19 protein-coding genes are annotated in these 24,331 nt (G+C 58.9%); 10 read left to right on the top strand and 9 right to left on the bottom strand.

Annotation, left to right across the window (positions count from 1 at the left end):
- Positions 1–2: 2 nt before the first annotated feature.
- From brxC to JKL48_RS11465, 6 genes are all read left to right on the top strand, one after another.
- On the top strand, positions 3–3,434 hold the full coding sequence (gene brxC, locus JKL48_RS11490; protein ID WP_201982535.1) for a BREX system P-loop protein BrxC: 3,432 nt from the start codon (positions 3–5) through the stop codon (positions 3,432–3,434).
- 136 nt (positions 3,435–3,570) lie between these two features.
- Positions 3,571–6,837 (top strand): Eco57I restriction-modification methylase domain-containing protein, encoded by a 3,267-nt coding sequence (locus tag JKL48_RS11485; protein ID WP_201982534.1) that lies wholly within the window; start codon positions 3,571–3,573, stop codon positions 6,835–6,837.
- 44 nt (positions 6,838–6,881) lie between these two features.
- A complete protein-coding gene (gene pglZ / locus JKL48_RS11480) occupies positions 6,882–9,212 on the top strand; it encodes a BREX-1 system phosphatase PglZ type B (protein WP_201982533.1) in 2,331 nt (776 codons plus the stop codon).
- A gap of 13 nt (positions 9,213–9,225) precedes the next feature.
- Positions 9,226–11,271, top strand: coding sequence for a protease Lon-related BREX system protein BrxL (gene brxL / locus JKL48_RS11475; protein ID WP_201982531.1), 2,046 nt, complete (start codon positions 9,226–9,228; stop codon positions 11,269–11,271).
- Positions 11,272–11,310: 39 nt separating this feature from the next.
- Positions 11,311–13,146: an ATP-dependent nuclease gene (locus JKL48_RS11470; RefSeq protein WP_201982529.1), complete on the top strand. Its 1,836-nt coding sequence runs from the start codon at positions 11,311–11,313 to the stop codon at positions 13,144–13,146.
- Positions 13,147–13,245: 99 nt separating this feature from the next.
- Positions 13,246–13,389: a hypothetical protein gene (locus tag JKL48_RS11465; protein ID WP_201982527.1), complete on the top strand. Its 144-nt coding sequence runs from the start codon at positions 13,246–13,248 to the stop codon at positions 13,387–13,389.
- Here JKL48_RS11465 and JKL48_RS11460 read toward each other — a convergent pair.
- The 8 genes from JKL48_RS11460 to JKL48_RS11425 form a co-directional block, all read right to left on the bottom strand.
- Positions 13,378–13,740 carry a hypothetical protein gene (locus JKL48_RS11460; protein WP_201982525.1) on the bottom strand — a complete coding sequence of 121 codons (363 nt, stop codon included), beginning with the start codon at positions 13,738–13,740 and terminating at the stop codon, positions 13,378–13,380. The genes JKL48_RS11465 and JKL48_RS11460 overlap by 12 nt on opposite strands.
- On the bottom strand, positions 13,710–16,034 hold the full coding sequence (topA, locus tag JKL48_RS11455) for a type I DNA topoisomerase (protein ID WP_201982523.1): 2,325 nt from the start codon (positions 16,032–16,034) through the stop codon (positions 13,710–13,712). The genes JKL48_RS11460 and topA overlap by 31 nt, the downstream gene beginning before the upstream one ends.
- Before the next feature lie 151 nt (positions 16,035–16,185).
- Complete coding sequence (locus JKL48_RS11450) at positions 16,186–16,500, bottom strand: hypothetical protein (protein WP_201982521.1); 315 nt, start codon at positions 16,498–16,500, stop codon at positions 16,186–16,188.
- Between the two features lie 56 nt (positions 16,501–16,556).
- Positions 16,557–17,051, bottom strand: coding sequence for a protein-tyrosine phosphatase family protein (locus JKL48_RS11445; protein WP_201982518.1), 495 nt, complete (start codon positions 17,049–17,051; stop codon positions 16,557–16,559).
- Between the two features lie 73 nt (positions 17,052–17,124).
- Complete coding sequence (locus JKL48_RS11440) at positions 17,125–17,460, bottom strand: hypothetical protein (RefSeq protein WP_201982516.1); 336 nt, start codon at positions 17,458–17,460, stop codon at positions 17,125–17,127.
- A 28-nt stretch (positions 17,461–17,488) separates the two neighbouring features.
- Complete coding sequence (locus JKL48_RS11435; protein ID WP_201982514.1) at positions 17,489–17,824, bottom strand: hypothetical protein; 336 nt, start codon at positions 17,822–17,824, stop codon at positions 17,489–17,491.
- Positions 17,825–17,834: 10 nt separating this feature from the next.
- Positions 17,835–18,125 (bottom strand): hypothetical protein, encoded by a 291-nt coding sequence (locus JKL48_RS11430; protein ID WP_201982513.1) that lies wholly within the window; start codon positions 18,123–18,125, stop codon positions 17,835–17,837.
- A gap of 10 nt (positions 18,126–18,135) precedes the next feature.
- Entirely contained in the window at positions 18,136–18,480 is a 345-nt protein-coding gene (locus tag JKL48_RS11425) for a hypothetical protein (RefSeq protein ID WP_201982512.1), read from the bottom strand.
- Positions 18,481–19,641: 1,161 nt separating this feature from the next.
- On the opposite strand from JKL48_RS11425, the gene JKL48_RS11420 reads away from it, so the two are divergent.
- Together JKL48_RS11420 and JKL48_RS11415 are read left to right on the top strand one after the other, a co-directional pair.
- The gene (locus JKL48_RS11420) at positions 19,642–20,616 is read left to right on the top strand and encodes a replication initiation protein (RefSeq protein WP_201982511.1); all 975 of its coding nucleotides are present in this window, start codon (positions 19,642–19,644) and stop codon (positions 20,614–20,616) included.
- Positions 20,617–20,906: 290 nt separating this feature from the next.
- Positions 20,907–22,451, top strand: coding sequence for a PAS domain-containing protein (locus tag JKL48_RS11415; RefSeq protein WP_201982510.1), 1,545 nt, complete (start codon positions 20,907–20,909; stop codon positions 22,449–22,451).
- A gap of 154 nt (positions 22,452–22,605) precedes the next feature.
- On the opposite strand, the gene JKL48_RS11410 is transcribed toward JKL48_RS11415, so the two are convergent.
- Positions 22,606–22,785 (bottom strand): hypothetical protein, encoded by a 180-nt coding sequence (locus JKL48_RS11410; protein WP_201982508.1) that lies wholly within the window; start codon positions 22,783–22,785, stop codon positions 22,606–22,608.
- Positions 22,786–23,329: 544 nt separating this feature from the next.
- Here JKL48_RS11410 and JKL48_RS11405 point away from each other — a divergent pair.
- Both JKL48_RS11405 and JKL48_RS11400 read left to right on the top strand, forming a co-directional pair.
- Positions 23,330–24,133, top strand: a complete 804-nt coding sequence (locus JKL48_RS11405; protein ID WP_201982507.1) for a phosphatase PAP2 family protein — start codon at positions 23,330–23,332, stop codon at positions 24,131–24,133.
- Between the two features lie 31 nt (positions 24,134–24,164).
- A partial coding sequence (locus tag JKL48_RS11400) for a response regulator transcription factor (protein WP_201982505.1) occupies positions 24,165–24,331 on the top strand: 167 nt, incomplete at its 3' end.

The raw sequence follows: 24,331 nt of genomic DNA, 5'->3' as shown, positions 1-24,331 counted from the left end.
TCATGCTAAACCGCGACTTATTTACGCTCACGCCTCAATCCAGCAATCTGCTTAATGACGGGGTTGTAAATATCAATGCCCACGAGCTGAAGATTATCCGTTACGAGCTGGAAACCTTCGTGTGTGAAGGTGAATACGAGCGAGGGCTTCAGCGTATTCTGGACACCTACCTTAAGCATCTGGATAAGCCGCAGCAGCCCGCCGTATGGGTGAGCGGTTTCTTCGGCAGCGGCAAGTCGCACCTGGTAAAAATGTTGGGCTATCTGTGGGAGGACTTCAACTTTCCCAACGGCGTAACCGCTCGCACCATCAAGCCATTACCTGCGCCCGTCAACGACCTGTTTGTCGAGCTGGGCCGCCGGCAGAAAGTACAGGGACAGTTAGCCGTAATTGGTACGCTGAAAGACTTTCCTTCGCCAGACATTAGGTACTCCTTCCTGAGCTTGCTGCTGAAAAAATTGGGTTTGCCGGCTCAGCTGCACTTGTTCAAATTCGTCCATTGGTGCATCAAGCAAGGGATTCATGATGAGCTGGTAGCGAAGCTGGTAGCCGAGGGAACTACGCTGGAAGAAGAAGCACAAAACCTGTCCGTTTCGCCTATCCTGGCCCGCGCAGTGCTAGAGTTGCTGCCCAGCTTTGCCGACTCGGAAGCCCAGGTATTGGACCGGTTTGAAACCAACTTTCGGCCTCAGAACCCGAATGAGACGCTGAGCCGGGAGCAGCTGATTAACACCATTAAGAAGGAAATTCTGCCGCTCAGGTTCGGTGATAAGATTCCCTGCACCATCATTGTGCTCGATGAGGTGCAGCAGTTCATCGGACAGGATAGCAGCCGTACGATTGACATTCAGAACCTGGCGCAGGACTTGTGCGCCGAGTTTGAAGGCAAATTCCTGCTGGTGGCCACGGGCCAGAATGCGCTGACGGATACGCCCCAACTCCTGCCCCTTACGCACCGCTTCTCGGTGAGCGTGCTGCTCTCCGATACCGATGTGGAAACGGTGACGCGCAAAACCGTGCTGGCCAAGAAGCCTTCGGCGGTAGTCCCGCTGGGCAAGCTGATGGAAGACCGGCTCGGGGAGATTTCGCGCAACCTGAGCGGCTCCGATTTCAGCTATAGTACGGCCGAGCGCGACTTGCTCAGTGCTGATTATCCCATGCTGCCCTCGACGCGCAAATTTTGGAAGCGCATCCTGCAAATCATTGACACGGCCGGCATGGACGGGCAGCTGCGCAGCCAACTGCGTATCGTGAACGAAGGCGTAAACCTGGTAGCGGAGAAGGAATTGGGCAGCATTGTGCCCGCTGACTTCGTGTTTTGGCAGAAGCAGGGCCAGATGTCGCAGAGCCCAGTGCTGCTGAATGAAACGAACAACCTAATTGAGCTGCAAAAAACCAAAGGGCCGCACGGCCTGCTGGAAAGTCGGATTCTGGCCGTGGTATTCCTGCTGGATTTGCTACCCGACAACGTGCCGGGCAATAAAATCAAGGCGGATGATAACACCATTGCGGACCTGCTGCTGGAAAACCTGAACCAGGGCTCCGATAACTTTCGCGAAGAAGTAAAAGCCGCTATTCAGCGGCTGGTGACGCAGCAGCACCTGATGCCCATTGAGCAGGAGTATCGCCTGCAAACCAAGGTAGGGGGCGAATGGCAGCAGGAATTCAAGAAGCACGAAGCCAAACTGACGAACTCCGGCGGCGACCAGATTCAGCGGGAGCTGCGGGAGCGGATAATGGCTTTCTTCAAGGAGCGCACCAAGGCCATCAACATTCTGCACGGCACCTCTAAGCTGCGGCGCGACTTTGAAGTATGGGACCAGCTAACGACGCGGCCCAATACGGAAAGCCGCCTGCACGTATGGGTGCGGGAAGGCTGGAGCGACGGAGAAGCCTTGCTGCTGAACGAGATACGCAGCGAAGGCGCCGCCGTGCCTTTGGCCTACGTGTACGTGGCCAAGCAGCGTGACCCGGACATTCGCCGCGAAATTGTGCGGTATCTGGCGGCTGACCTGACGCTGAAGAGCAAAGCGCACAACCTCTCCCCCGAATCGGAGCAGGCGCGGCGGAGCATGGAAACCCAGCGGGGCCTCGCCCAGCGGGCCTTACAGGAGCTGATTGAAACGGCCTGCAAAGAGGCTGCCGTGTACCTGGCCGGGGGCAAAAAAATAGATAGCGGCGACGTGCTGCCCGATATCCGCGAGGCGTTGGGTAGTTTGGCTGACCGCCAATTCCCGGAGTTCAAGGCCAAGGGTGACTACGTGGGCTGGGGCACGGCCCTGACCAAAGCCATTGGCAATGCGCCCGAAGCGCTGGAAAAAGTGGGCTGGAAAGGCGAGGTGAAAGACCACCCCGTGGCGGTAGAAATTCTGCGCTTCATGGGCAATGGCACCCACACGGGCAAAGCCATCCGGCAGTACTTCATGAAAAGCCCCTTCGGTTTTGACCAGGATGCTGTAGATGCGGTATTGCTGCTGCTGCGCCTGACCGACCAGATATCCACGCCGGAAACGACCCTTAACCAGAGCAAGATAAGCGCGGCCGAATTCCGCAAGGAAGTACACTCCGTGGAGGCCAAGGACCGGATAAAGCTGCGCCAGCTTTATCAGTCGGCTGGCCTAAGCTGCCAGTCGGGGCAGGAGCTGGCCATTTCCGGCGACTACCTGCGCACCTTGCAGGAGCTGGCAGGCCGCGCGGGAGCCGAGCCGCCCATGCCTACCCCAGTCAATGTGCAGCATCTGCACGACCTGAAAGGCCGGGAAGGCAATGAGCGGCTACTGGGTATTCTGGAGCAGCAAGCTACCCTGCGCACCAACTTTACGGAGTGGACGCAACAGGCGGCCACGGCGAAACTGCGCCTGCCGCAATGGACGCTGCTAATGGACCTGCTGCGCCTGGCCCCCGCCTCGGCTGTTATCGAGCCCATTCGTCAGGAAGCCGACGCCCTGCGCGATGACCGCCTGCTGCTGCACGAGCCCGACCTGGTGGCCCCGCTGTTGGCGCGCCTGGCCGATGAGCTGAAAACCCTGCTGACCGACCGCAAGCAGCGCTACATCACCGACTATGATAGTCGAATGACTGCATTGCAGGACGATGCCTATTTTGCCAAGCTGGCCCAGCCGCAAAAGCACGACCTGCTCGGCCAAAACCAGCTGCTTGCCAAGCCTGCCCTCGCGCCGCTGGATGCCGCCGGCCTGCTCAGCAACCTGCAAAAAGTGTCGTTGGAAGGCTGGGATACCAAGCTGGCGGCCTTGCCAGGGCAGTTTCAGGCAGTGCACGAGGCGGCGGTGAAACTGGCAAAGCCCGAGGTTAAAACCTTCAAGCTGCCGCGCACCACCATTACCTCGCGCCCCGAGCTGGATGATTACCTTGATGGCCTACGCGCTGAGCTGGAAGAAATGTTGGATAGCGGCGAGTCAGTGATTCTGAATTAGCGCAGCCGTTAATCCAGCGTCCCTAGCTCCTTACCCGTCCTGCTGAGCTTGTCGAAGCGGTTGAGCTGCTTCGGCAAGCTCAGCAGGACGTTCTTTTATCCTCTCAAAAAAACAGACTACCCCTTTCCCACCACCCATGTCAGTTCTCACCGCTCCGCAACGGGGCACGCTCGAAACCACGGTTATCAAAGCCCGCAAAGTGGCTGAAACGGGCGCCCGCAATGCGTTGGCGGCCCTGGCCGTAGACCAGGCCGAGCCCTTTGGGCACCTCGACCCAGCGGGGCGCGAGCTGCGGGTGCGGCTGCGGGCCAAGGGGCGGCTGCTGGGCGATGTGCGGGCGGCCGACGGCCGGCAGCCGCTCGACCACCTGAGCACGGAACTGGCCTATGAATACTGGCACCGGATGCTGTTTGCCCGCTTTCTGGAAGCTAACCACCTGCTGATGTACGACGGGGTGAGCGTGACGCTGGAAGACGTGGCCGAGATAGGCCCCGACGATGGCTACGCCGACAAGTGGACGGCTGCGGGGGCCTACGCCTCGCGGATGCTTCCGGCCATCTTCCGGCCCGAAGACCCGCTGCTGCAAGTAGCTTTCGCGCCCGACGACCGCATTGCCTTGGAAAGCCTGCTGGAAAAGCTGGAAGAAGCCACCTTCACCGCCGACGATGCCCTGGGCTGGGTGTACCAGTTCTGGCAGAGTGAGCGCAAAGCCGCCATCAACGCGAGCGGCGACAAGATTGACGGGGCCCGGCTGCCGGCCGTGACGCAGCTCTTCACCGAACCGTACATGGTGCATTTCCTGCTCGACAACACGCTGGGTGCGTGGTGGGTGGCGCGCCACCCCGGCGAGCAGCCGCCCGTGCGCCTCGACTACCTACGCCGCCTGCCCGATGGCCAGCCGGCCGCCGGCACCTTCGCGGGCTGGCCCGCCACCACGGCCGCGCTCACGGTGCTCGACCCCTGCATGGGCTCGGGCCATTTTGTGGCGGCGGCCTTCCCCATGCTGGCGCGGCTGCGGATGCACGAGGAGCACCTCACTGCCGAGGAGGCCACCGACCGGGTGCTGACCGACAACCTACACGGCCTGGAGCTGGATGCCCGCTGCACCCAGATTGCCGCCTTCAACCTGGCCCTTACGGCCTGGAAGTTCTGCGGGGGCTACCGGCCGCTGCCGGTGTTGAACCTAGCGTGCAGCGGCCTGGCCCCCACGGGCAAAGTGGAGGAGTGGCAACGCCTGGCGGGCACCGATACCCGTTTGCGTAACGGCATGAAGCGCCTCTATGAGCTATTTCAGCAAGCGCCTGAACTGGGTAGTCTCATCGACCCTACCGCAGTAGAAACAGACATATACATAGCGGGCTTTGATGAATTAAGACCAATGCTAGAAAATGCTGTTGCACAAGAACAAGCGAAACACGACGATGAGCAGGCCGAACGCGGGGTAGTAGCGCAGGGTATAGTCCTCGCCGGCAAGTTGTTGGCACAGAAATATACTTTGCTGATTACCAATGTGCCTTACTTAAAACGAGGCAAGCAAGACCGTATACTTTATGACTATTGCAGCAAATATTATCCTGATTCAAAAGATGAATTAGCAACCGTCTTCCTAGAAAGGATGATGCGTTTAACTAAACCAGATGGCTTATCCTGTTCTGTAACACCACAAAACTGGCTCTCGCTAACTAGCTATAAAAAAATTCGCGAAAAGCTTTTACGAGTAACTAGCTGGCAATTTATTGCTCGTTTGGGACCAGGTGCGTTTCGCGAAATAACTGGGGAAGTAGTAAAGGCAATTTTAGTAGGATTCACACAAGCTAAACCAGCTAAATCACATACCTTCTTTGGTTTAGACACTTCCGAACTAAAAACGCCAGAAGAGAAAAGCGACAGCTTATCCAAAGGAGACTTAAATATTATTGACCAAGCTAAGCAGATTAAAAATCCAGATGCACGAATAGTATTCAATAATCAAGATGAATCTGAATTATTGAATAAATATTCTAAATCAACTAAGGGAATATCTACTGGCGACGACCCAATTTTTACTAGAAGCTTCTGGGAATTGACTTCGCTCAATTCTATCTGGGAGCCGTATCAAACGACTTCTAACGGAGCTAACGAATGGAATGGCTTTAGCTTAGCTATACGCTTTGAAGAGGGAAAAGGGAAATTGCGTGCTTTTGCAAAGGCTCAAAAACCCGATAGGCATATGGACCTGCGCGGCCAGCATATTTGGAACAAGAAGGGAGTAGCCATAAGTGCTATGAGTGGCCTGTCTTGCTCATTCTACTTGGGCAACAAATTTGACTCAAACGTTAGTATGATAGTCCCTACTAGCAAGGCATATCTGCCTGCTATTTGGTGCTTTTGCTCTTCAGACTTATTCTACAAAAGTGTTCGTGTCATAGACCAATCACTGAAAGTCACAAACTCCACTTTAGCCAAAGTCCCCTTTGACCTAGCCTACTGGCAAAAAGTAGCCGCCGAGCAATATCCCAACGGCTTACCCCTGCCCTACAGCGACGACCCTACGCAGTGGCTGTTTCACGGGCACCCCGAGCCCAGCACCGCCCCGCTCCAGGTGGCGCTTGCGCGGCTGCTCGGCTACCGCTGGCCCGCCGAAACGGATGCCGACATGGAGCTAGCCCCCGAGGCCCGCGCCCACTTGGCCGCCATCCAGGCCCACGACCACCTCACCGATGGCGACGGCATTGTGTGCCTACCCGCCGTGAATGGCGAGCCGGCCGCTGCCGAGGCCCTGCGCACCTACCTACAAGCCGTGTACGGCGACGCCTATACCACCACTACGCTCGAAACGCTGCTAGCCCGCGAGGGAGCCAAGGGCAACCTGGACAAGTGGTTGCGCGAGGAGTTCTTCGCCCAGCATTGCAAGCTGTTTCAGCAGCGCCCCTTCCTGTGGCACATCTGGGACGGCCGCGCCGATGGGTTCAGCGCCATTGTCAACTACCACCAGCTCACCCGCGAAAACCTGCAAAAGCTCATTTACACCTACCTCGGCGACTGGCTGCGGCAGTGCGAGCAGCAAGTGAAGCGCAATGAAAGCGGGGCCGACGGCCGCCTGCTGGCCGCCCAGGCCCTCGACCGCCAGCTCAAAGCCATTCAGGCCGGTGAAAGCCCCTACGACATCTTCGTGCGCTGGAAGCCGCTGGCCCAGCAGCCCCTGGGATGGGACCCCGACCTCAACGACGGCGTGCGCCTCAACATCCGCCCCTTTATGGAAGCCGAGGTACTGCGCCGGCGGCCCGGCATCAAGTGGGGCATCGACCGGGGCAAGAACCCCGCTAGCGCCTCCTGGGGCGAGCTGCGCGACAACGACCAGCATTTCACCCTCGCTGAAAAGCGCGCCGCCCGCGAAGCCACCGAAGCCAAACAGCCCGCCTAATCCCCCTAATTTCCAGCCCCCACCCGATAGCCCCGGCGGATGCCATGCCCAAGCTCACCCTGAAAGATAAAGTCCTGGCCAGCCTGCGCGAAGCCACCCAGCACAACGGCAGCAGCATGGTGCCGCCCGAGGTGATACTGTGGCTCGACCCCGAGCGGCAATGGGAAGCCGTGCTACCGCTATTGCGCTCCGCCCTGCCCGAGCTGCTGGTACTGGGCGACTACAACCCGGCCCTGCGCCAGGGGCCGGCCGTCTGGCTCAAGTGCATGGTGGCGCGGGCGCTGCCCACGGCCGACTGGGGGCCGGAGGTTATCCCGGTGCTGTACCTGCCGGGGGTTTCGAAACGAGACTTGCGCTCGCCCGAGCCGCAAGGCCTACAGCTGGCCCCGCTGCGCGAGTATCAGTATACGGGCGTGGTCTGGCTCCAGGAGAATGGCAAGGAGTGGACCATCAGCGCCTTCATTCAAAACCCCGGCAGCGGCTTGGGCCGGCGCACGGCCACCGACACCGCTACCAAGGATACCTTGCTGCTGGCGCTGCCCACGCTGTTTGAAGATGGCGAAACCCTCTATGGCGCGGGCACCCTGGATGCGACCCAGGTGCTAACCGCTCTCTTCCCCGACGAGGCCTCCTGCGTGCTGCGGTGGCTGGAAGAGGGCGACGCCTTCCTGGCCAGCCTGGAACCCGGTCGGCAAGCCTTATTCCGCACGCTGTGCGAAACGCGCTTCGACTTCACTCCCGACCCCAATCAACGCCTGGCCGTGGCCGAAAAGCTGGGGGTGCGCCGGCAAGCCGTGTGGCAGCCCGTGTGGCAGCACTACACGCACGCCCCGAAGAAATATCAGGGGCTGCCCGCCCTGCTTCGCCAGGCCCAGCCCGCCGGCTTGGGCGGCATGTTTGCCCCCAATCCCGAAAGCTGGCCGCAAGTAAACGAGGAGCAGGAAACGGCCCTGCGGCAAGGGCTGCTGAAGGCGGCCGCGCAATTGCCCCCGGCCGCCGCTACCCAGCTCACCGCGCTGGAAGCCGCCCACGGCATGCGCCGCGCATGGGTGTGGGCCGACTTACAGCAGTCGCCCCTGGCGCAGGCCCTCCCCCGCCTGCTGCAGCTGGTAAAAACCACCACGGCTACCGTCCCCAATAGTGACCTGGCCACGCTGCGGCACTACTACGAAACGCAGGGCTACCAAGCTGACCAAGCCATGCGTAATGCCCTGGCCGCCGTCACCTCCGGCCCCGACCAAGCGGCTATTCGCGCCCTCACCACCCTGTTTTACAAGCCGTGGCTGGAATTAGTCACCGACCGGTTTCAGCAATTGTTACGGGCCGATGCCAGCGCACTACTGCCCGGCAGCGTGCCAACCCCGCCGGAAGAAGGCTTTGTGCTGTTCGTCGATGCGTTCCGGCTGGAAGTAGCCCAGGAATTTGCGGCGCAGCTGCGTAAAGATGGCTACGACGTAACGCTTACCACGGCGTGGTCGGCCCTGCCCAGCGTTACTCCCACGGCCAAGGCCTGGTCGTCGCCCCTGGCAGGCATCGTATCGCGCCAAAGCAACGTGGCTGATTTTGTACCCCAGCTAGCTGCTTCCGGCAAGGTGTTGAATGCCGTTAACTTTCGGGGAGCACTCCCTGAGGTTGGGTATACGTTTTTACCCCTGGGTAACGCTCTCAAAAGCGGGCAGCGGTACTGGCAGGAAATAGGTGACGTGGATACCAAAGGCCACGAAGAACAAGCCGGCATCGTGCACCGCATCCCGGAGCTACTGCGCCGTGTGCGCGAAGCAGTTGACCGGGCTTTGGAAGGCGGAGCCGCTCGCATTCGCCTGGTAACCGACCACGGCTGGCTACTCCTGCCCGATGGGCTGCCCAAAGAGCAGCTATCGAAGGACTTGGTTGATACCCGCTGGGGCCGCTGCGCGCTGCTAAAAGCGGGGGCCACCTCCTCGCTACTGCAATTGCCCTGGAGCTGGAATCAACAGCAATTCATCACCTACGCGCCCGGCATTTCCTTCTTCAAAGCCAACGTCGAGTTTGCCCACGGCGGGCTTTCCCTGCACGAATGCCTGGTGCCCGTGCTGACCATCAGCAAGGTTGGAGCTGCAACCGCGGCCATGGCTGGCAAAATAGCGCAGCAGAAGTGGACTAACCTGCGCTGTAATGTAGTGGTGGATGATGCGCCCGAAGGAGCCACCGTGGACCTGCGCACGAACCTGACGGATGCTAACTCCACGCTGCTTGTTCATGCTCCAAAAGCAGTTGGCGGGGGCAAGGCATCGCTTTATGTCGACGATGACGCTATAGGCCAACCAGCTATCATTGTACTGCTTGGCCCCGACAACACTATTCTGGATAAACAGTCCACGCTGGTGGGCGGGTGATTTTGCGCACGTTATGGAATTAGACAACCTCGACCACATTGCCGCTCGCGCTTTTGAGGGCTTCATCGTGCGCAAAGACTTGCTGGAGCAGTTCCGCAAAACGTATCCAGTTCCGACCTACGTCATTGAATTTCTCCTCGGCCGCTACTGCGCCACCACCGATGAGGAAGAAATTCAGGAGGGCCTGGAAATAGTAAAGCGGCAGCTGGCCGACCGCACCGTGCGGCCCGGCGAGGAAGAGTACTTCAAATCCAAAGCCCGCGAAAAAGGCTCCATTAAGCTGATTGACATCATCACCGCGAAGCTGGATGCCCGCACCGATAGCTACGTGGCCACCCTGCCCAGCCTGCGCCTGAACAACGTGCGGATTGCGCCGGAAATGGTGAATGAAAACGACCGGATGCTGACCGGCGGCTTCTACGCCGAAGTAGAGCTGGACTACGACCCCACCATTGCGCAGGAAAACAGCGGCCGGCCGTTCGGCATTGCCAGCCTGCGCCCCATTCAGCTTTCGCAGCGCAACGTTCTCAATGAGCTGTACCGAGGCCGGGAGCAGTTCACGCTAACCGAATGGCAAGACTTCTTAGTACGTAGTGTAGGCATGGAGCCCGGCGGCATGAGTGAGCGCGCCAAAAACGTCCTGTTCGTGCGGATGCTGCCGTTTGTGGAGCGCAATTACAACTTGGTGGAGCTGGGGCCGCGCGGCACCGGCAAATCGCATCTCTACCAGCAGATTTCTCCCTACTCGCACCTCGTTTCGGGCGGCAAAACGACGGTCACCAAAATGTTCGTTAACCTGAGCAGCGGCGAGCGGGGCCTCGTGTGCAAGTACGACGTGGTGTGCTTCGATGAAGTCTCGGGGGTGAGCTTCGACCAGAAGGACGGGGTCAACATCATGAAGGGCTACATGGAAAGCGGCGAGTTCAGCCGCGGCAAGGAGCCCATTCGCGCCGATGGCGGGGTGGTACTGGTGGGCAACTTCGACGTAGACGTGGAGCACCAGCAACGTGTCGGGCACCTGTTTGGTCCGCTACCCAAGGAGATGCGGGACGATACGGCCTTCATGGACCGCATCCATGCCTTCGTGCCCGGCTGGGACTTCCCCAAGCTGCACAAGGCCTACTTCACTACGCACTTCGGATTGGTCAGTGACTTCCTGGCCGAGTGCTGGACGCGCCTGCGCGACACCAGCCGGATTTCGGCCGTGCTGCCCCGGGTAGATTTCGGCGGGGCCCTGAGCGGCCGCGACACCACCGCCGTGCATAAAACCATCAACGGCCTGCTGAAGCTGATGCAGCCCGACCCAGCGGCCCCCATCTCGGATGAGCTGCTGGAATGGGCCGTGAAGCTGGCCCTGGAATACCGCCGGCGGGTGAAAGAGCAGCAGAAGCGCATTGGCTCAGCCGAGTTTCGCAACACCCATTTCAGCTACCGCCTGGGCGCGGACGGCATCGAAACCTTCGTCACCACCCCCGAGCTGCACAGCGAGAACACCATTGGCGAAGACCCCCAACCCCCCGGGCAGGTGTGGACGCTGAACACCGGTGGCACCGATGAGCCGGCCGGCCTCTACAAGATTGAAGTCAATGTAGGGCCGGGCAGCGGCGTGAAAGTGCTCAACCGGCCGGCCCCGCCCGCCTTCCAGGAGAGCGTGCGTTTTGCCGAGCAAAACCTCTACAGCAAAGCCAAAGAGCTGCTGGGCGACCGGGAGCCCCGCGCCCACGAATTCTCGGTGCAGCTGCGCTCTTTCGATGCCTCCAAAAACGGCAGCGGCCTGGGCATGGGCGTGCTGATTGCGCTCTGCAGCTCGCTGCTGGAAAAGAGCACCAAAGGCGGCCTCGCCCTGGTAGGCCAGCTGAACCTGGGCGGCTCGATAGACCTGGTCTACAACGCCGTGAACCTGGCCGAGCTGGCAGTGGAAAAGGGGGCCTCCACCCTACTCATTCCGCTCAACGCCCGCAAGCAGCTCAACGACCTATCGGATGAGATGATTACCAAAATCAACATCCAGTACTACACCGATTTGCGCGACTGTTTGCTGAAAGCACTACAAGACTAACCGCCGCCAGTTTCATTCACGCTCTGCTTTGTTCACCTCATGATTATCAGCCACATAAGCATCCGCAATTTTCGTTCTTTGGATGATTGTCTACTAGAGCCAAAGGACTTGACCCTGCTGGTTGGGCGTAACGACGCGGGAAAGTCTAACTTGCTGCGAGCGCTAAATTTGTTTTTCAACAATGAAACTGAGCCAGGCAAAGCTTTCCTCTTCACCCGGGACTACTGCGCTTTCGCCCCGGAACGAGTCAATAAAGCGAAGGAAATAGTTGTTAAACTGACATTTACCCCACCTAACCATTATAAGGATGCCAAACCTATCAGTTGGCGGAAGGTCTGGCGCATCGGGGGGCTGCATTCCAGCGAGGTTGCTTTTGCCGAAGGCGGTAGCCTTCCTAGTAGGGGAAAGCTAGCTACTTGGTTGAACAGCTTAATATTTAAGTACGTGCCCGCCGTCAAAAGTCAAGCGTACTTTCAGCAACTGTTAGGTGATTTACACGATACACTTACGGCTACCATCGAGAAAGAAATCAAAGATGCTGGTACGCAGTTCATCGATAAAATACGAGATAATACGGCTCAAATAACGGCGGCTACTGTACAGCGCTTGGGCATACAAAGCATTATCGGATTACCAAGTGACTTGAAGGGGTTGTTCACTACCCTTGATTTTCAAACAGGTACTTCAGAAGCTGCCTTCTCGTTAGATGCGCGGGGCGACGGTATTAAATCCCGGCACATTCCTATCATTTTGAATTTCCTAGCGGAACAGGCTAATAAAAACAAGTCAAAGGGTGCCGTTAAAGTCAGCACTATTTGGGGCTATGAAGAGCCGGAAAATAACTTGGAACTAATGGCTGCATTCGCATTGGCCGAGGAGTTTTTAGAGTACGCTCAAACCATTCAATTGTTGGCTACTACTCACTCGCCTGCCTTCTACGCCCTAGCTGGTCGCGAAAACGCCCGCGGATACTTGGTAAAAACTGCCGATAATAATTGCAGCCAGATAGTGCCCCTGGACAACACTAGAGAAGTCGACCAGCACATGGGTATGCTACCTCTAATTACCCCTTATATTCAAGAACACGTTGAGAGGGCCACCGCAGCAGCTGCGAGCCTAATCCAAGCGCAGGAGCGCATTGAACATTTGGAGCGGCCTGATAAGCCTACATTATTCTTGGAGGGTGTGACAGACCAGACCGTGCTTAATCACTATTTGCCTTTAGTGCCGGATGGTATTCCTGATATTGAGCTGCGTACAGAGCGTAGCGGTGGTTACAACTGGGTAGCCGATATGTTGCTGGCCTGGGCTTATTCGCGCAAGCCCCAGCAGGCAGGTGGACTCCTGGATGCTGACCGCGACGCTGTTACCTGTAAGGAGAGGGTTCGCAAAGACTCTAAATTTGATACTCAACAGCAAAATCGAAGAGTCAAGTTATTTGACTATACGAAGCCACCACATATTCTATCAATCTATCAGGCAGGCTTTAAACTTCCATATGCCTTGGAGGAATTGTTCCCACCTGCTATATGGGATTATGCTGAACAGCAGGATTGGCTACAGGAACGGCCGAATTGGCGAGATATAGTGCCAGCAACGAATGCCTTCGACAAATCCCCACTCGACCAATGCCTGGAGCGAGGATTGTCAGAAAACCAAGTTCGCTACATTCGCTGCTGCGTGAAGCTGGAAGACAAAGCAAAGTTTGCTCGCTATGTTACCAACTTGCCAGCTACTGATGCGGACCATCTGTACTTCTTGCAACATACCGCTACACCGCTGGCCAGGGCTCTGAATGCTTTTTTCGTTCCGCCAGTAGTTGACCAGCCACCTATGCCAGAGGCAGATGCATTACCTGCGGATATCAATAACTAATCGTTTGTAACCAGCTCTTACAAGCTTGTCGTCGGTGAGAGCAACGGGGCTTTTTTTGATAAAGCACTGTGTATGTGCTTTCCGTATAAATCCGGCTATTTGCTAGAAGACCTTATGAAAGCCAAGCAGGCCAACCTCCTCAAGTTTCTGCAAACGTCGAAACAGTTCATCATTCCGATTTATCAGCGCACCTACAGCTGGCAGGAAAGCCAGTGCGTCAACAACTGCATTTTATTCAGATGAAGTGAGGCAAGCCATCTGCATTTGAAAAGTAGCCAGCGCCGCCCCATCCGGCAGCAAAAATCTTTGGCTGGGACTATTCGGCGGGAACTGGAGCAGCTCGTTCGGCACGTCGAGGCTGCGCAACAGCCGGTGCAGCAACCGGGGCTCCTCCTTCTTTAAATTGCCGTTTTTGAGGTTGATGATGGTGGTGTAGGGAAACTTGTGGGCCTCGCAAAACGGCAGTAGCCCGCCCCGCGCAATCATCTTCAACCGATTCTGGGCGTAGAGCAGCGCTTCCTGATAGGGCAAGGCCAGGCTCAGGTCGGGAAAGCTTAGGGGCACTACTTCCGGCCCGCGTTTTTCTTCTTCCATGCTTTGTAGCTTTTAATCATTTCGGCGGCCTGCTCGGCCGTCGTGGCCCGGGCCTGCTCCTCCGTACAGTCGGGCTTAAACTTAGCTTTTACCTCCCCATCGGTGACATAAAGGCCCCACTCGTTGCGGCCGATGGTATACTTGCCCACGGTGGCCAGCACGTTTTTGGCAGCCTCCGCCTGGGCTTTGATGAGGTAATTGACGGCCAGCGCCGGGGTAACGGCCGCGGCCGATATGCCGGCCGGCACGTTGAAATACTGCTCGCGCCACTTCAGGTAAACGCCTTTCGGCCCCTGCCCTACCACCACCGGCTTGCCCTCATGCAGACCCACCTCGCGGGGGGCCGACGCCCGGCGCTGGGTGATGAGGTCCTGGGCCTGCGCTTCGCTCAACTGCGCGGGGCTGACGTCCTCGGGAAGATTATAGTATTTCTCGGCGTGCAGAATGTATGGGCCGTTTTTGCCGGTGCCCAGCAGCATTTCCGTGCCCTCGAAGTGGCCTATGAGGCGCTTCTGCAGCTCGGCCCGGTCCGGCGTGAGCTGGTCGGCGGCGGCCACCCAGCCCAGCAGGTTCTGGTCGAACATCGGCACGAACTGCTGGTAGGTCTGCTGACCCCGGGCAATCTTATCGAACACGGCCTCGCAGCCGGCGGTGAACTTGTAGTCCATTACCTTGGGGAAGTTGCGCTCCAGAAACTCCGTGACTTCGGTGCCGGTGGCCGTGGGCAGCAGCTTGTCCCTATCCGCGCCCAGCGTCTCGCTGCGCTGGCTGGTGGTCAGCTGCCCGCCCTGCCAGGTCAGGACCTGCGCGGTGAGTTTCTTGCCTGCCACGCTACCGGTGCCGATGTACTTGCGGGCGAAAATCGTGCGCAGGATGGACGCGTAGGTGCTCGGCCGGCCAATGCCCTGCTTTTCCAAATCCGCGACCAGGGTGGCCTCGTTGTAGCGCCTGGCGGGGCGGGCAAAGCTCTGCCGCGCCTCCAGCTTTACCAGCGTCAGGACCTCGCCTTCCTGCACCGAGTTTTTGAGGGTCGTTTCCGCCTCGTCATCGGACTCCTCCCCCTCCTCCTCAGCATCCTGGTACACGGTCAGGTAGCCGGGGCGGGTGAGTACGCGGGTGGAACTGGTGTAGGTGTCAGCGGCATCGGCCGCTGGCGCGAGGGTTATCGTGGTCTGGTCGTACTGGGCGGCTAGCATCTGCGAGGCCAGGGCGCGGGTATAAATCAGCCGGTAGAGCGCCTGCTCGTCGGGCGTGTCGCCGGCGTGGGCCTGCTCCCAGTGGGTGGGACGAATGGCCTCGTGGGCCTCCTGCGCGCCGTCCTTGTTTTTGGTCTGGCGGGCTTGGAACTGGTCAGCGCCGAACTGCGCGGTAATCTGCGCCCGGGCCTGCAGGGTGGCTTCCTCACCCAGATTCACACTGTCGGTGCGGATATAGGTGATGTGGCCGCCCTCGAACAGCTTCTGGGCCAGGTCCGACACCTTCTGCACGGTAAACCGGAGCTTTTTCACGCCTTCCTGCTGCAGCGTCGAGGTGGAGAATGCCGGCGCGGGCTGCCGTTCCACCTGCTTCTTCTCCACGCTCAGCACGCCAAAGCCCCCGCCGCGGCCGACCTGCAGCAAGTAGGCCTGCGCCTGGTCGAGCGCGGCGAAGGGCAGGGCCGTGCGCCGGGCCCGCAGCTGCTCGCCGTGGCCGGTCTGCAGAGTGGCCACCACCGGCACGGTAAGCGCGTCGGTGAACTGCTGAATCTGCCGCTCCCGCTCCACCACCAGGCGCACGGCCACCGACTGCACCCGGCCGGCCGAGAGGCCCGCCGCCAGCTTGCGGTTGAGCACCGGACTGATGGTAAAGCCCACCAGCCTATCCACGGCCCGGCGGCCCTCCTGGGCGTGCACTAGGTGCAGGTCCACCGTGGTGGGCGCAGCCAGCGCGGCCCTGATGGCTTTCTCGGTGATTTCCTGAAAGGCAATGCGCTTGGTCGTGCGCGGGTCAAGGCCCAGCACCTCGCAGAGGTGAAAGGCAATGGCCTCGCCTTCCCGGTCGGGGTCGGTAGCCAGGTACACGCCCTGGGGACCGGCGGCTTTGGCCAGGCGGCGTAGGTTGGCCACCACGGCTTTTTTATCGTCGCTGACGACGTATTTCAGGGCGTGGCCGTGCTCGCGGTCAATCCCAATGTCGCCCCCGCCCACGGGCAAATCCCGAATGTGGCCCACGGAGGCTGCCACTTCGTAATCGGAGCCCGCATAGCCCTTGATTTTCTTAATCTTGTTGGGGCTTTCGACGATAATAAGCTTCATGCTGGGTAGCTAGTACGCAGCGAAACTACCAAGTCCAATTAGCCCTCTGGAGAAAAAAGGATGAGTGGTAAAAAGTCGCGGGTGAAGTGCAGAAACTGGCTGCGAATGGTAGTACAGCTGCTGCCTGAGCTAGGCGTTTGCTGACTAAAAGCTAGCTGGCGTCTGGCTGGTTCTTCTTGAAGCGCGGGCGGCCCAGCGCCGGCGCGGGCGGCTCCACGGGGTTGTCCATCTGTTTCTGGGCCAGCCTGGTCATGGTGAGCAGGTCGGACTTGGCCAGCTCGGCTACTTTCACCAGCTCATCCAGCGTGAAGCTGCCGGGCTTGGCCATCCGCACATTCAGCGTGTTGTGCGAGATGCCGATGTGCCGGGCCGTGTCGCTGCGCATGCCCAGGGCGTGAATGAGTTCGGCCAGCGAATCATAGGAACTTGGTTTGAGCATAGCCGGGGCCGCAAAGAGGTCTAACACGAGCAAAGATTAGTCAATTTTTGCAACATTACGGCCCCCGCCGCCCCGTAGTTCGGCTATTCAAAAAAGCTGGGTGCCTGGTAGCGGACAATTTCCGCCCCGTCCGGCTCGGTGATGCGGTCGAGGTAGACCAGCACGTTGCCGTCGCGGGCCTGACGCTCGTCGGCCCGCTGCCAGACAGCGTACAGCTCGGCGTAGGGGAAAAAATTCATCTGGTCGAAGCCGCTGGCGAAGCCCTGCACCATTTCCGCTACCTGCTCGCGCTGCTCGTGGGACACCTCGTTGTAGACCCAGCGCAGAAACTCCGCCGTGTCGGCCGGCAGGTCGAAGTAGGCCACCGTCTGCGGCACGGTGTGGCTGCCCATGTAAAGCAGCAACTCCCAGAGCCGGTAGTGGCTTTTCTCCCGCTGCCAGTATTCCACGATGTCGCGGCGGCCGGCCCCCACGTTCTGCCCGGCGAACTTCATCGTGCCGGGGTCGGCTGCGAGGGCTTTGCGAAAGCCGTAGTCGGTGACCCAGTCCTTTTTCGTGAGGCTCGGAAAGTTGTACATGGGGGGGCGTAGTCAGGGTTGGAGAGGTAAGTTAAGGCAAAGCCGGAACTGAAAAACCACTTTTTATAAGTGGCTATTCCGGCCTCGGTGCCTGTTGCGGGCTGTTCCACTCGCGGTAGGCGGTGGTGTAGCGGTCGGCCACGATGGCCAGGCGCTCGGGCTGGTCGTCGCGCTTTATCCAGACGTGCGAGCTGCCGCAGTGCACCTGGTAGCCGGGGCCCAGTAGTTGGCGGGCAGCGTCGGCAAACCCGCACAGGTCGGTCGTATCCGGCGCGGCCTCGATAAGCTGCCGCAGCTGCTCGAGGCGCTGCGCTTCGGTGGAGTCGGCCGGTTGCTGCTCCACGGCCAGATAAGCCAGCTGCGGGGCGAAAACGGAAATATTCAGGGGGTGCTGAGTGGTCGGGGGCATGGCAAGAAGAACAAAAAGGAGAAAATGGCTACGCAATGGGCGGTCCGGGGCTGGCCAGCTCCCGCGCCAGCAACAGCACCCGGGCGTTGTGGAAGGCCTGGCCGAACACGCCGCGCTGGTAGTCGCGGGCCAGCTGGCCCACGTTGGCAAACTCGTAGCGCAGGCCCGTATCACCCAGCAGTTGTAGGAATTGCTCGGCTTCCTCGGAACTGAAGCCACTCAGGTCGCGGCCATCGCTGAGCAGTAGCTGCACGCCGGGGCGCTCGTGGCGGCCCCGCTCGTAGGTGGTGTAAATCAGGCCTACGGCCCGCTCCCGGGCGTAATACACGGCATCGCCAACAACTAAATCCAGGGGCTGGGGCATGGCATGGGGGTTAAATTAGTAGCAGAGAAAACTGGCCGCCCTGGTCTTCACGGGTGGCCCGCAGGGCCTCGCGGCCGATGGGGCGCACGGCCCGCACCAGAGCGCTGAGCACGTCGAAATCCGGCTGGGTATCGATGCGCAGCCCGAGCCGCTGGGCCACTTCGGCGGTCAGGCCGTCGGAGTCGAGGCCCTTGCCCAGCTGCTGCATCAGCATTTCCACGTCGGTAATGGCGGCGATAACCCGGCTGCGGTACTGGTTCCAGCCCGGGTTGATGATGGTGGGGGCCTCGCTGGCTCGCATCCGGCAGGGGCTAAAGGTGGGTGTCGTAGCCCGTGACCGAGGTGAAGAGGGCGGGCAAATCCTCCCCGTACACCATTTCAAACGTCTGCTGGTTGGTAATGACCGGCTCCCAGTCGACCAGCTTTTGGTGGTAGAATTCCACCTTGTAGGTGTCGGTGGGCATAAGGGTAATTTTCAGGCGGTTCACCCGGGCCTGATTGTGGCGCAAGTCCATCCGTAGCCAGGGATTGGGGTTGCTGGCCGTCCGTCCGGCGGCCATGAGCTTGTCGGCTCCGGTCATCATCAGGAAGCGGCGGCCTCCTAGCTGGGACAAGATGGTGTAAGCTTCTTCGACGACTTCCGGTTTGGCGCTCATAAAAGGGCATTTTACTGCGTTGCTGATACTTATTAAACGCGAAAAGCCTATTAATGTTTCAATTTTATTGAAATTAAAGTGTCAATAATTGATTGCATTAAGGGCTGGGTCAGCTACGCAATTCGCTTTTTCCCTCTTGTATTCTGCATTCTTTTTCCGCCGCTAGCTGCTGGGTAGTGTTGCCTGTTGGGGCATGTTCAATCAGGGCATTTCAGTTGCTTGGGAACCACTATTGGTCTGGCTTGGCACATTTGGAAACCAGTTCAGGCAGCTAATCGCCGGTTTCGGCTTCTTAATCGTGGTGTAGGTATTGCATGGCACGGGGGTGCTTTACCAAGGAAAGAGAGCAGCTGGATTTATGGCGAATTATGGGCGTTTCTGACGTTGAAAAGGCACATATGGCTTATGAAACCTTTCCTTTTGCTCCTTAAAAGCTGGCCAAAAAGCTGACTGGAAACCTATTGCTGACTTATAAAACCTTTCCTTTTAGTTAACTAAAAACTAGTGAGAAGCTAGTTTCTGGCTTATAAAACCTTTCCTTTCGGGTGTGAGTGGCGTTTACTTGCCCGATTGTCTGTGGATTTGCCAGAAGATGCCAGGGGGTGGCGCTGCTGGCTGCATGGCTTATAAAACCTTTCTTTTCGGTATTGACATCATCTCGTTGCTAGCTTGTTGGGCGGTATCCAACTCGAAACGAAATTGATAATTTAGGGCCATTAGCTGCGTACTAACCAGGTGTTATCGTGAATATAATATTAATTATTGTTAAAGTACAATCACTGTTTTTTAATCGTTGCCGGGTTGTTTCTGTTGTTTTCTTGTTTCGCCCTGTGTCGTCCGAGTGGTACCAGACTCCTTAAAAGCCTTTTTTTTCTCCGCATCACAAGCTTGTGAGATTTGTTAGTTATTTGTCTTATTTGTAGGGCTTGTAACGTGTTGATTAACAGTAAATAGGGAGGCCTTTGGGAAAGGTTTTATAAGTGAAAGGAAAGGTTTTATAAGTCTAAAGGGAAGGGATTATAAGCGAAAGGAAAGGTTTTATAAGTCCAGCGGAAAGGTTTTATAAGTGAAAAGAAAGTGTGAAAAGCTAAAACTTTCTTTTGGGCTTTCCTTTTGACTTCTCCTTGTTATCTTCGCATACCCTCCCACTCTCCCACCTCCATGCAAGTTCTTGATACTGCGGCTGCTATAGCCAATTCTACCGGGCTTGAGATTCGTCAGCACAACGCCATCACCACGGCGCGCTACGAGATGACCGCCTGCGAGATGGACATTGTGTTCTATCTCCTCTCGTTGCTGAAGAAGGAAGACCGCATCGGCACTTTCTACCGGGTGAAGGTGCTGGACCTTCAGCATCTTACCGGCCGGCAGTGGAACTACCAGCAATTTCTGGAAGCCACCTCGGCGCTGCGCAGCCGGGAGTACGTAATTGAAGACAACAAGCGTATCCTGCAGGTGGGTTTGCTGGCTTCGGCCGAATACATCAAGGGTGAGGGGGTTATCGAGTTGGAAATCTCGGAGAAGATTCGGCCGTATCTCATCGACTTAAAGCGCAACTTTACGTCCTTCCGCTTGCAAGCGGCTTTTAGCCTAAGCAGCAAGTACGCCAAGCGCATCTACCAGATTGCCTCGCAATGGAAGGACAAGTCTGAAACGCGCACCTTCACCCTGCACGACCTGAAAGTAATGCTGGCTTTGAAAGACCCGAAGGGCATTGAGGCGGAGCAGTATACCAAAGTGTCCATGTTTCAGAAGTATGTGCTTGACGTGGCTGTGACGCAAATCAACCAGAATACGGACCTGCACATTGGCTATGAGCTCATTAAGAAGGGCCGCTCTTTTGAGAGCATTCGCTTTCAAATCAAACAGCAGGAGCCCCAGCAGCTGCCACTTCCTTTTGAGCAGCCCCTGGACGATTCGCGGCTGCAGATGGCCCGCCAGCGGCTGGCGGAGCTCGATATTCGGGATACCCGGCTAATTGAGCAGATTCTGAGCGAAGCGCGGATGGTAGACGAGTTGTTCTCGTTCTGCTATAAGCTCAAAACTGGTAAAGTGAAGGCATCCACCAACCCCGGGGGCTTGTTTCTCACGGTGGTCGGGTTGCGTAAATCGCAGGCCGCGCCGGCTGGTAAATAGCGGCCGGAGTATAAAAAGTGCTATTGGGCAGGTGGCTCGTTATCAGGGATGGCCTGCCTACAAACAGAGTAAAAAAAGGCACAAATGCAATTGTGATTTGTACCTTTTTTTACTATAAATCAGGCGGTTAACGCCCCATCTATGGATGAGCTTGTTGATTGGGCTAGCGCAAGAACTCGTACCAGCGGGGAACAACTAGGGCTGATGGTATAACAACCACAAATGCCGCTCGCTTCGTAACCAGCAGCCTGTACCTTAGTAGATGTATTCCCACGCCACCAATGCCCGATATGCCTGCTTCGTCCCTCCCCTTCGACCTGGCGGGCTTCGACGATTTTTCCCTCGCGCTGCTGGAAGTGGCCTTGACCGGCTTCATCCTGTTCCGGCCCGTGTACGACGCAACCGGCGCGACCATCACCGACCTGGCTTATGAGTACCTCAACCCCGCTGCCCAACAGATGCTGCGGCTGCCCCAGCGCCCCGCCGAGTCGTTTCTGACGCTGTTTCCCACGGCCGCGCCGGCCGGCATCTTCGCGTTTTACCGCGACGCCTTTCTATCGGGCGAACCCAAACGCGAGTCCTTTAATTACCAGCACGACAGCCTCGACGGCTACTTCCACCTGGCGGCCCGGCGGCAGGGGGCGCGGCTGCTGGTGAGCTTCACCGACACCAACGACCAGCCCCGCTCGGCCGTGGAAGACGCCCTGCGCCAGAGCCAGGCGCGCGAGCTGGCGGCGCGGGCCGAGGCCGAGGCCGGCCGCCAACGCTTCTACGACGTGCTCATGCACCTGCCCGCGCTGGTGGCCGTGTACGAAGGGTCGGAGCTGGTCTACACCTTCACCAATGCAACGTATCAGCGGTACTTTCCGGCCCCGGCGCAGCTCTTTGGCCGCCCCCTGCGCGAGGTACTGCCCGAAGCCGAAGCGCAGGGCGTGGCCGCGCTACTGGAGCGCGTGTACCGCACCGGGGAGCCCTACTACGTGGAGGAGCTGGAAGTGTGGCTGGACTTCACCGGCGGTGGGCAGCGCAGCCAGCAGGTGTTTCTCAACCTGCTGCTGCACCCGTTGCGCGATGCGCAGGGCCGCGTAAATGGCGTGCTCGATTACAGCCACGACGTGAGCGAGCAGGTGCGCGCCCGCCAGCAGCTGAAGCAGCTCAACGACGAGCTGGAAATGCGCGTCACGGCCCGCTCGGCGGAAGCCCGGGCGGCCTTGCACGAAGCCGAGCACCAGCGCGAGCAGCTTCGGGTGCAGCAGGGCCTGCTGCGCCAGATTTTGGGCCAGGTGCCCGCCGCCATCGCCACGCTCAGCGGCCCCGAGCACCGGTACACCTTCTTCAACGACCAGTACCAGGCGCGCACGGGGGGGCGCACGGCCTTGGGCCGCACCGTGGCCCAGGCCGTGCCCGAGCTGAAGGAACAGGGCTTCATTGCCCTGCTCGACCAGGTATACGCCACCGGCCAGCCCTTCAGCGGCGCCGAAACGGCGCTCATGCTGCCCGACCCCGCCACCGGGCAGCCGGTGCAGCACTACGTGGACCTTATCTACCAGCCGCTGTTCAACGGGCAGCCGGAGCCCCAGGGCATTCTCGTGTTTATTCTGGACGTGACCGAGAAGGTGCGTGCCCGCAAGCAGGCCGACACGCTGCAAACCGCCATGCTGGCCGTGGTGCAGCGGCAGGCCCAGCAGCGGCAGGACCTGTACCAGATTTTCGAGCAGACGCCGGTGGCCATCGTGCTGCTGCGCGAGCCCGACCACCGCATCGACTACTTCAACCCGGCCTTCACCGAGCTGTTTCCGGGGTTCTCGTTGCAACGGGGCGGAAAATTACGCTAAGCCGCAACGTATTGTTTATCAATACACTTCGCTGGTGTCTCAATAAACGCTCGTTTTATGAGGCAAGCAGGAACGGGGTAGAAAGCGGCCCTAACTAATCAGCAATGTGCCTTTTATTGTCGTCTCACGAATCAATGATTTACTTCAGGCCGGCTTAGTGAGATGGCGAGACCCTTAACGCAATTTTTCGCCCCGTTGTAACGAGTACCCCTTCTACCCCATTCTCGGCAAAGAGCAGTTGCTGCGTTACCCCGAGCCGGGTGAGCAGCGTTTTGTTCAGGAAGTTGGTCGTCAGGTCGTCATCGACCAGCAGAATGCTGGAAAGCTGTGGCATAAACGGGGGTAGTCAGTGCTCCAACGAAGCCGGTAGAACTGTCAAGGGTACGGCGGGCGGACCTTCGTGTTGCCGCGCGGGGCTTTTTTCACGGTGTGAGAGGCAGCGGCCGGGTTCTGCCAGCCTGTCCATTCTCCCCAAGGCTCGGGCGGGGGCACGACGTTCATCGTGCGACGGCCCACTTAACACAGGCGCCGGGCGGCCCGGTGCCCGGTGCTACCGCGCTGCGGCTACGCCGCGAAGTGCTGCGCCAGAAAACGCGCTACCTGCCGCTGCGTCAGGGGGTTGTCAAGGTAGTCGGCAATGGGCAGTTCCTGGGCCATCTCCAAAGCCCAAGCTGCAAAAGCACTTGACCGCCAACAGGATATGATGGTAGCCGCGATTGACCAACTTCTCGGGTTCGGAAGGGCAACCAACTACCGATACCTTGCGCATCTGGGCGTTGCAACGGGGAAGTCAATTCAAAGGGACTCCGTAGCCCGCTTGCACGGCCTCGGCCGACAGGCTGCCAACGCACACAATAGTCGCCTCGTAAGCCCACGTGATGCCACTCCCTGCTGTATTAGCTTTTCTCGGCCACGTATTGCGCCGCCACCTGCGGCTCTTGCTGGGCTTGGTGTTCGGGTTCTTAGCTCCGTGGCTCTTATTCCTGGAAATTGCCGAAGAAATCTGGGAGGGCAACGGCTTCCCCGGCGACCAGTCCATTTTACAATTTCTGCACGCCCACGCTTCCCCCACAATGGACGCCGTAGCGCTCTGGTTTGCCCGCGCCGGGGGGCCTTGGGCCACGCTCGTGCTGGAAGGATTGATTATCCTGGGCCTGCTGCTGGTACGGCAGTACCGGGCGTTGGGCTTCTTCGCGCTGGCAGTGGGCGGGGCCGGCCTGCTCAACCTGTTTGCCAAATACATACTCAGCCGGGCCCGGCCGGCACTATGGGTGTCACTGTCCCCGGAAACTTCGTACAGCTTCCCGAGCGGGCATTCCATGGCGGCCGCGGCGCTGGCTGCTACCCTCGGCGTAATGCTCTGGCGCACCCGCTTTCGCCGGCCGGCCCTGGTGCTGGGGACTCTGTGGGCCCTGGGTATGGGCTGGTCGCGCGTATACCTGGGCGTCCATTTCCCCTCCGACGTGTTGGCCGGCTGGGTGGGTTCGCTGGGCTGGGTTGGCGGTCTGCATTTGCTGTTTGCCCGCTATTTTATGCAGCTGCGCCACGTCTGGGGCGAGGCCCGACTGTACTGGAACGGACGGGCCGCGGCCCGTCTGGCGCGGGAAGCCCCCCCGGCGGTGGCGAGCGGGCGGAAGTGCGGCCAGGAGCGGCTACCAATTCCCGTTAGATTTTGGGCTTAGCTTGGCCAGTAAGTAACCGGAAATAGTCATCGTGAAAATTCTAATCGTAGAAGACGAGCCCACCCTGCGCACCTCGCTGGTGGACCACCTGCAGCGCGACGGCTACCGCTGCGAGCAGGCGGCCACCTACGCCCAGGCCCACGAGAAAATCAAGCTCTACCGCTACGACTGCGTGCTCGTGGACCTGACCCTGCCCGG

The organism is Hymenobacter rubidus (genome assembly GCF_016734815.1).
Classification (GTDB): Bacteria; Bacteroidota; Bacteroidia; order Cytophagales; family Hymenobacteraceae; genus Hymenobacter; species Hymenobacter rubidus.
Note: the sequence above shows the minus strand (reverse complement) of the source record. Positions and strands in the feature narration are given on the sequence as shown.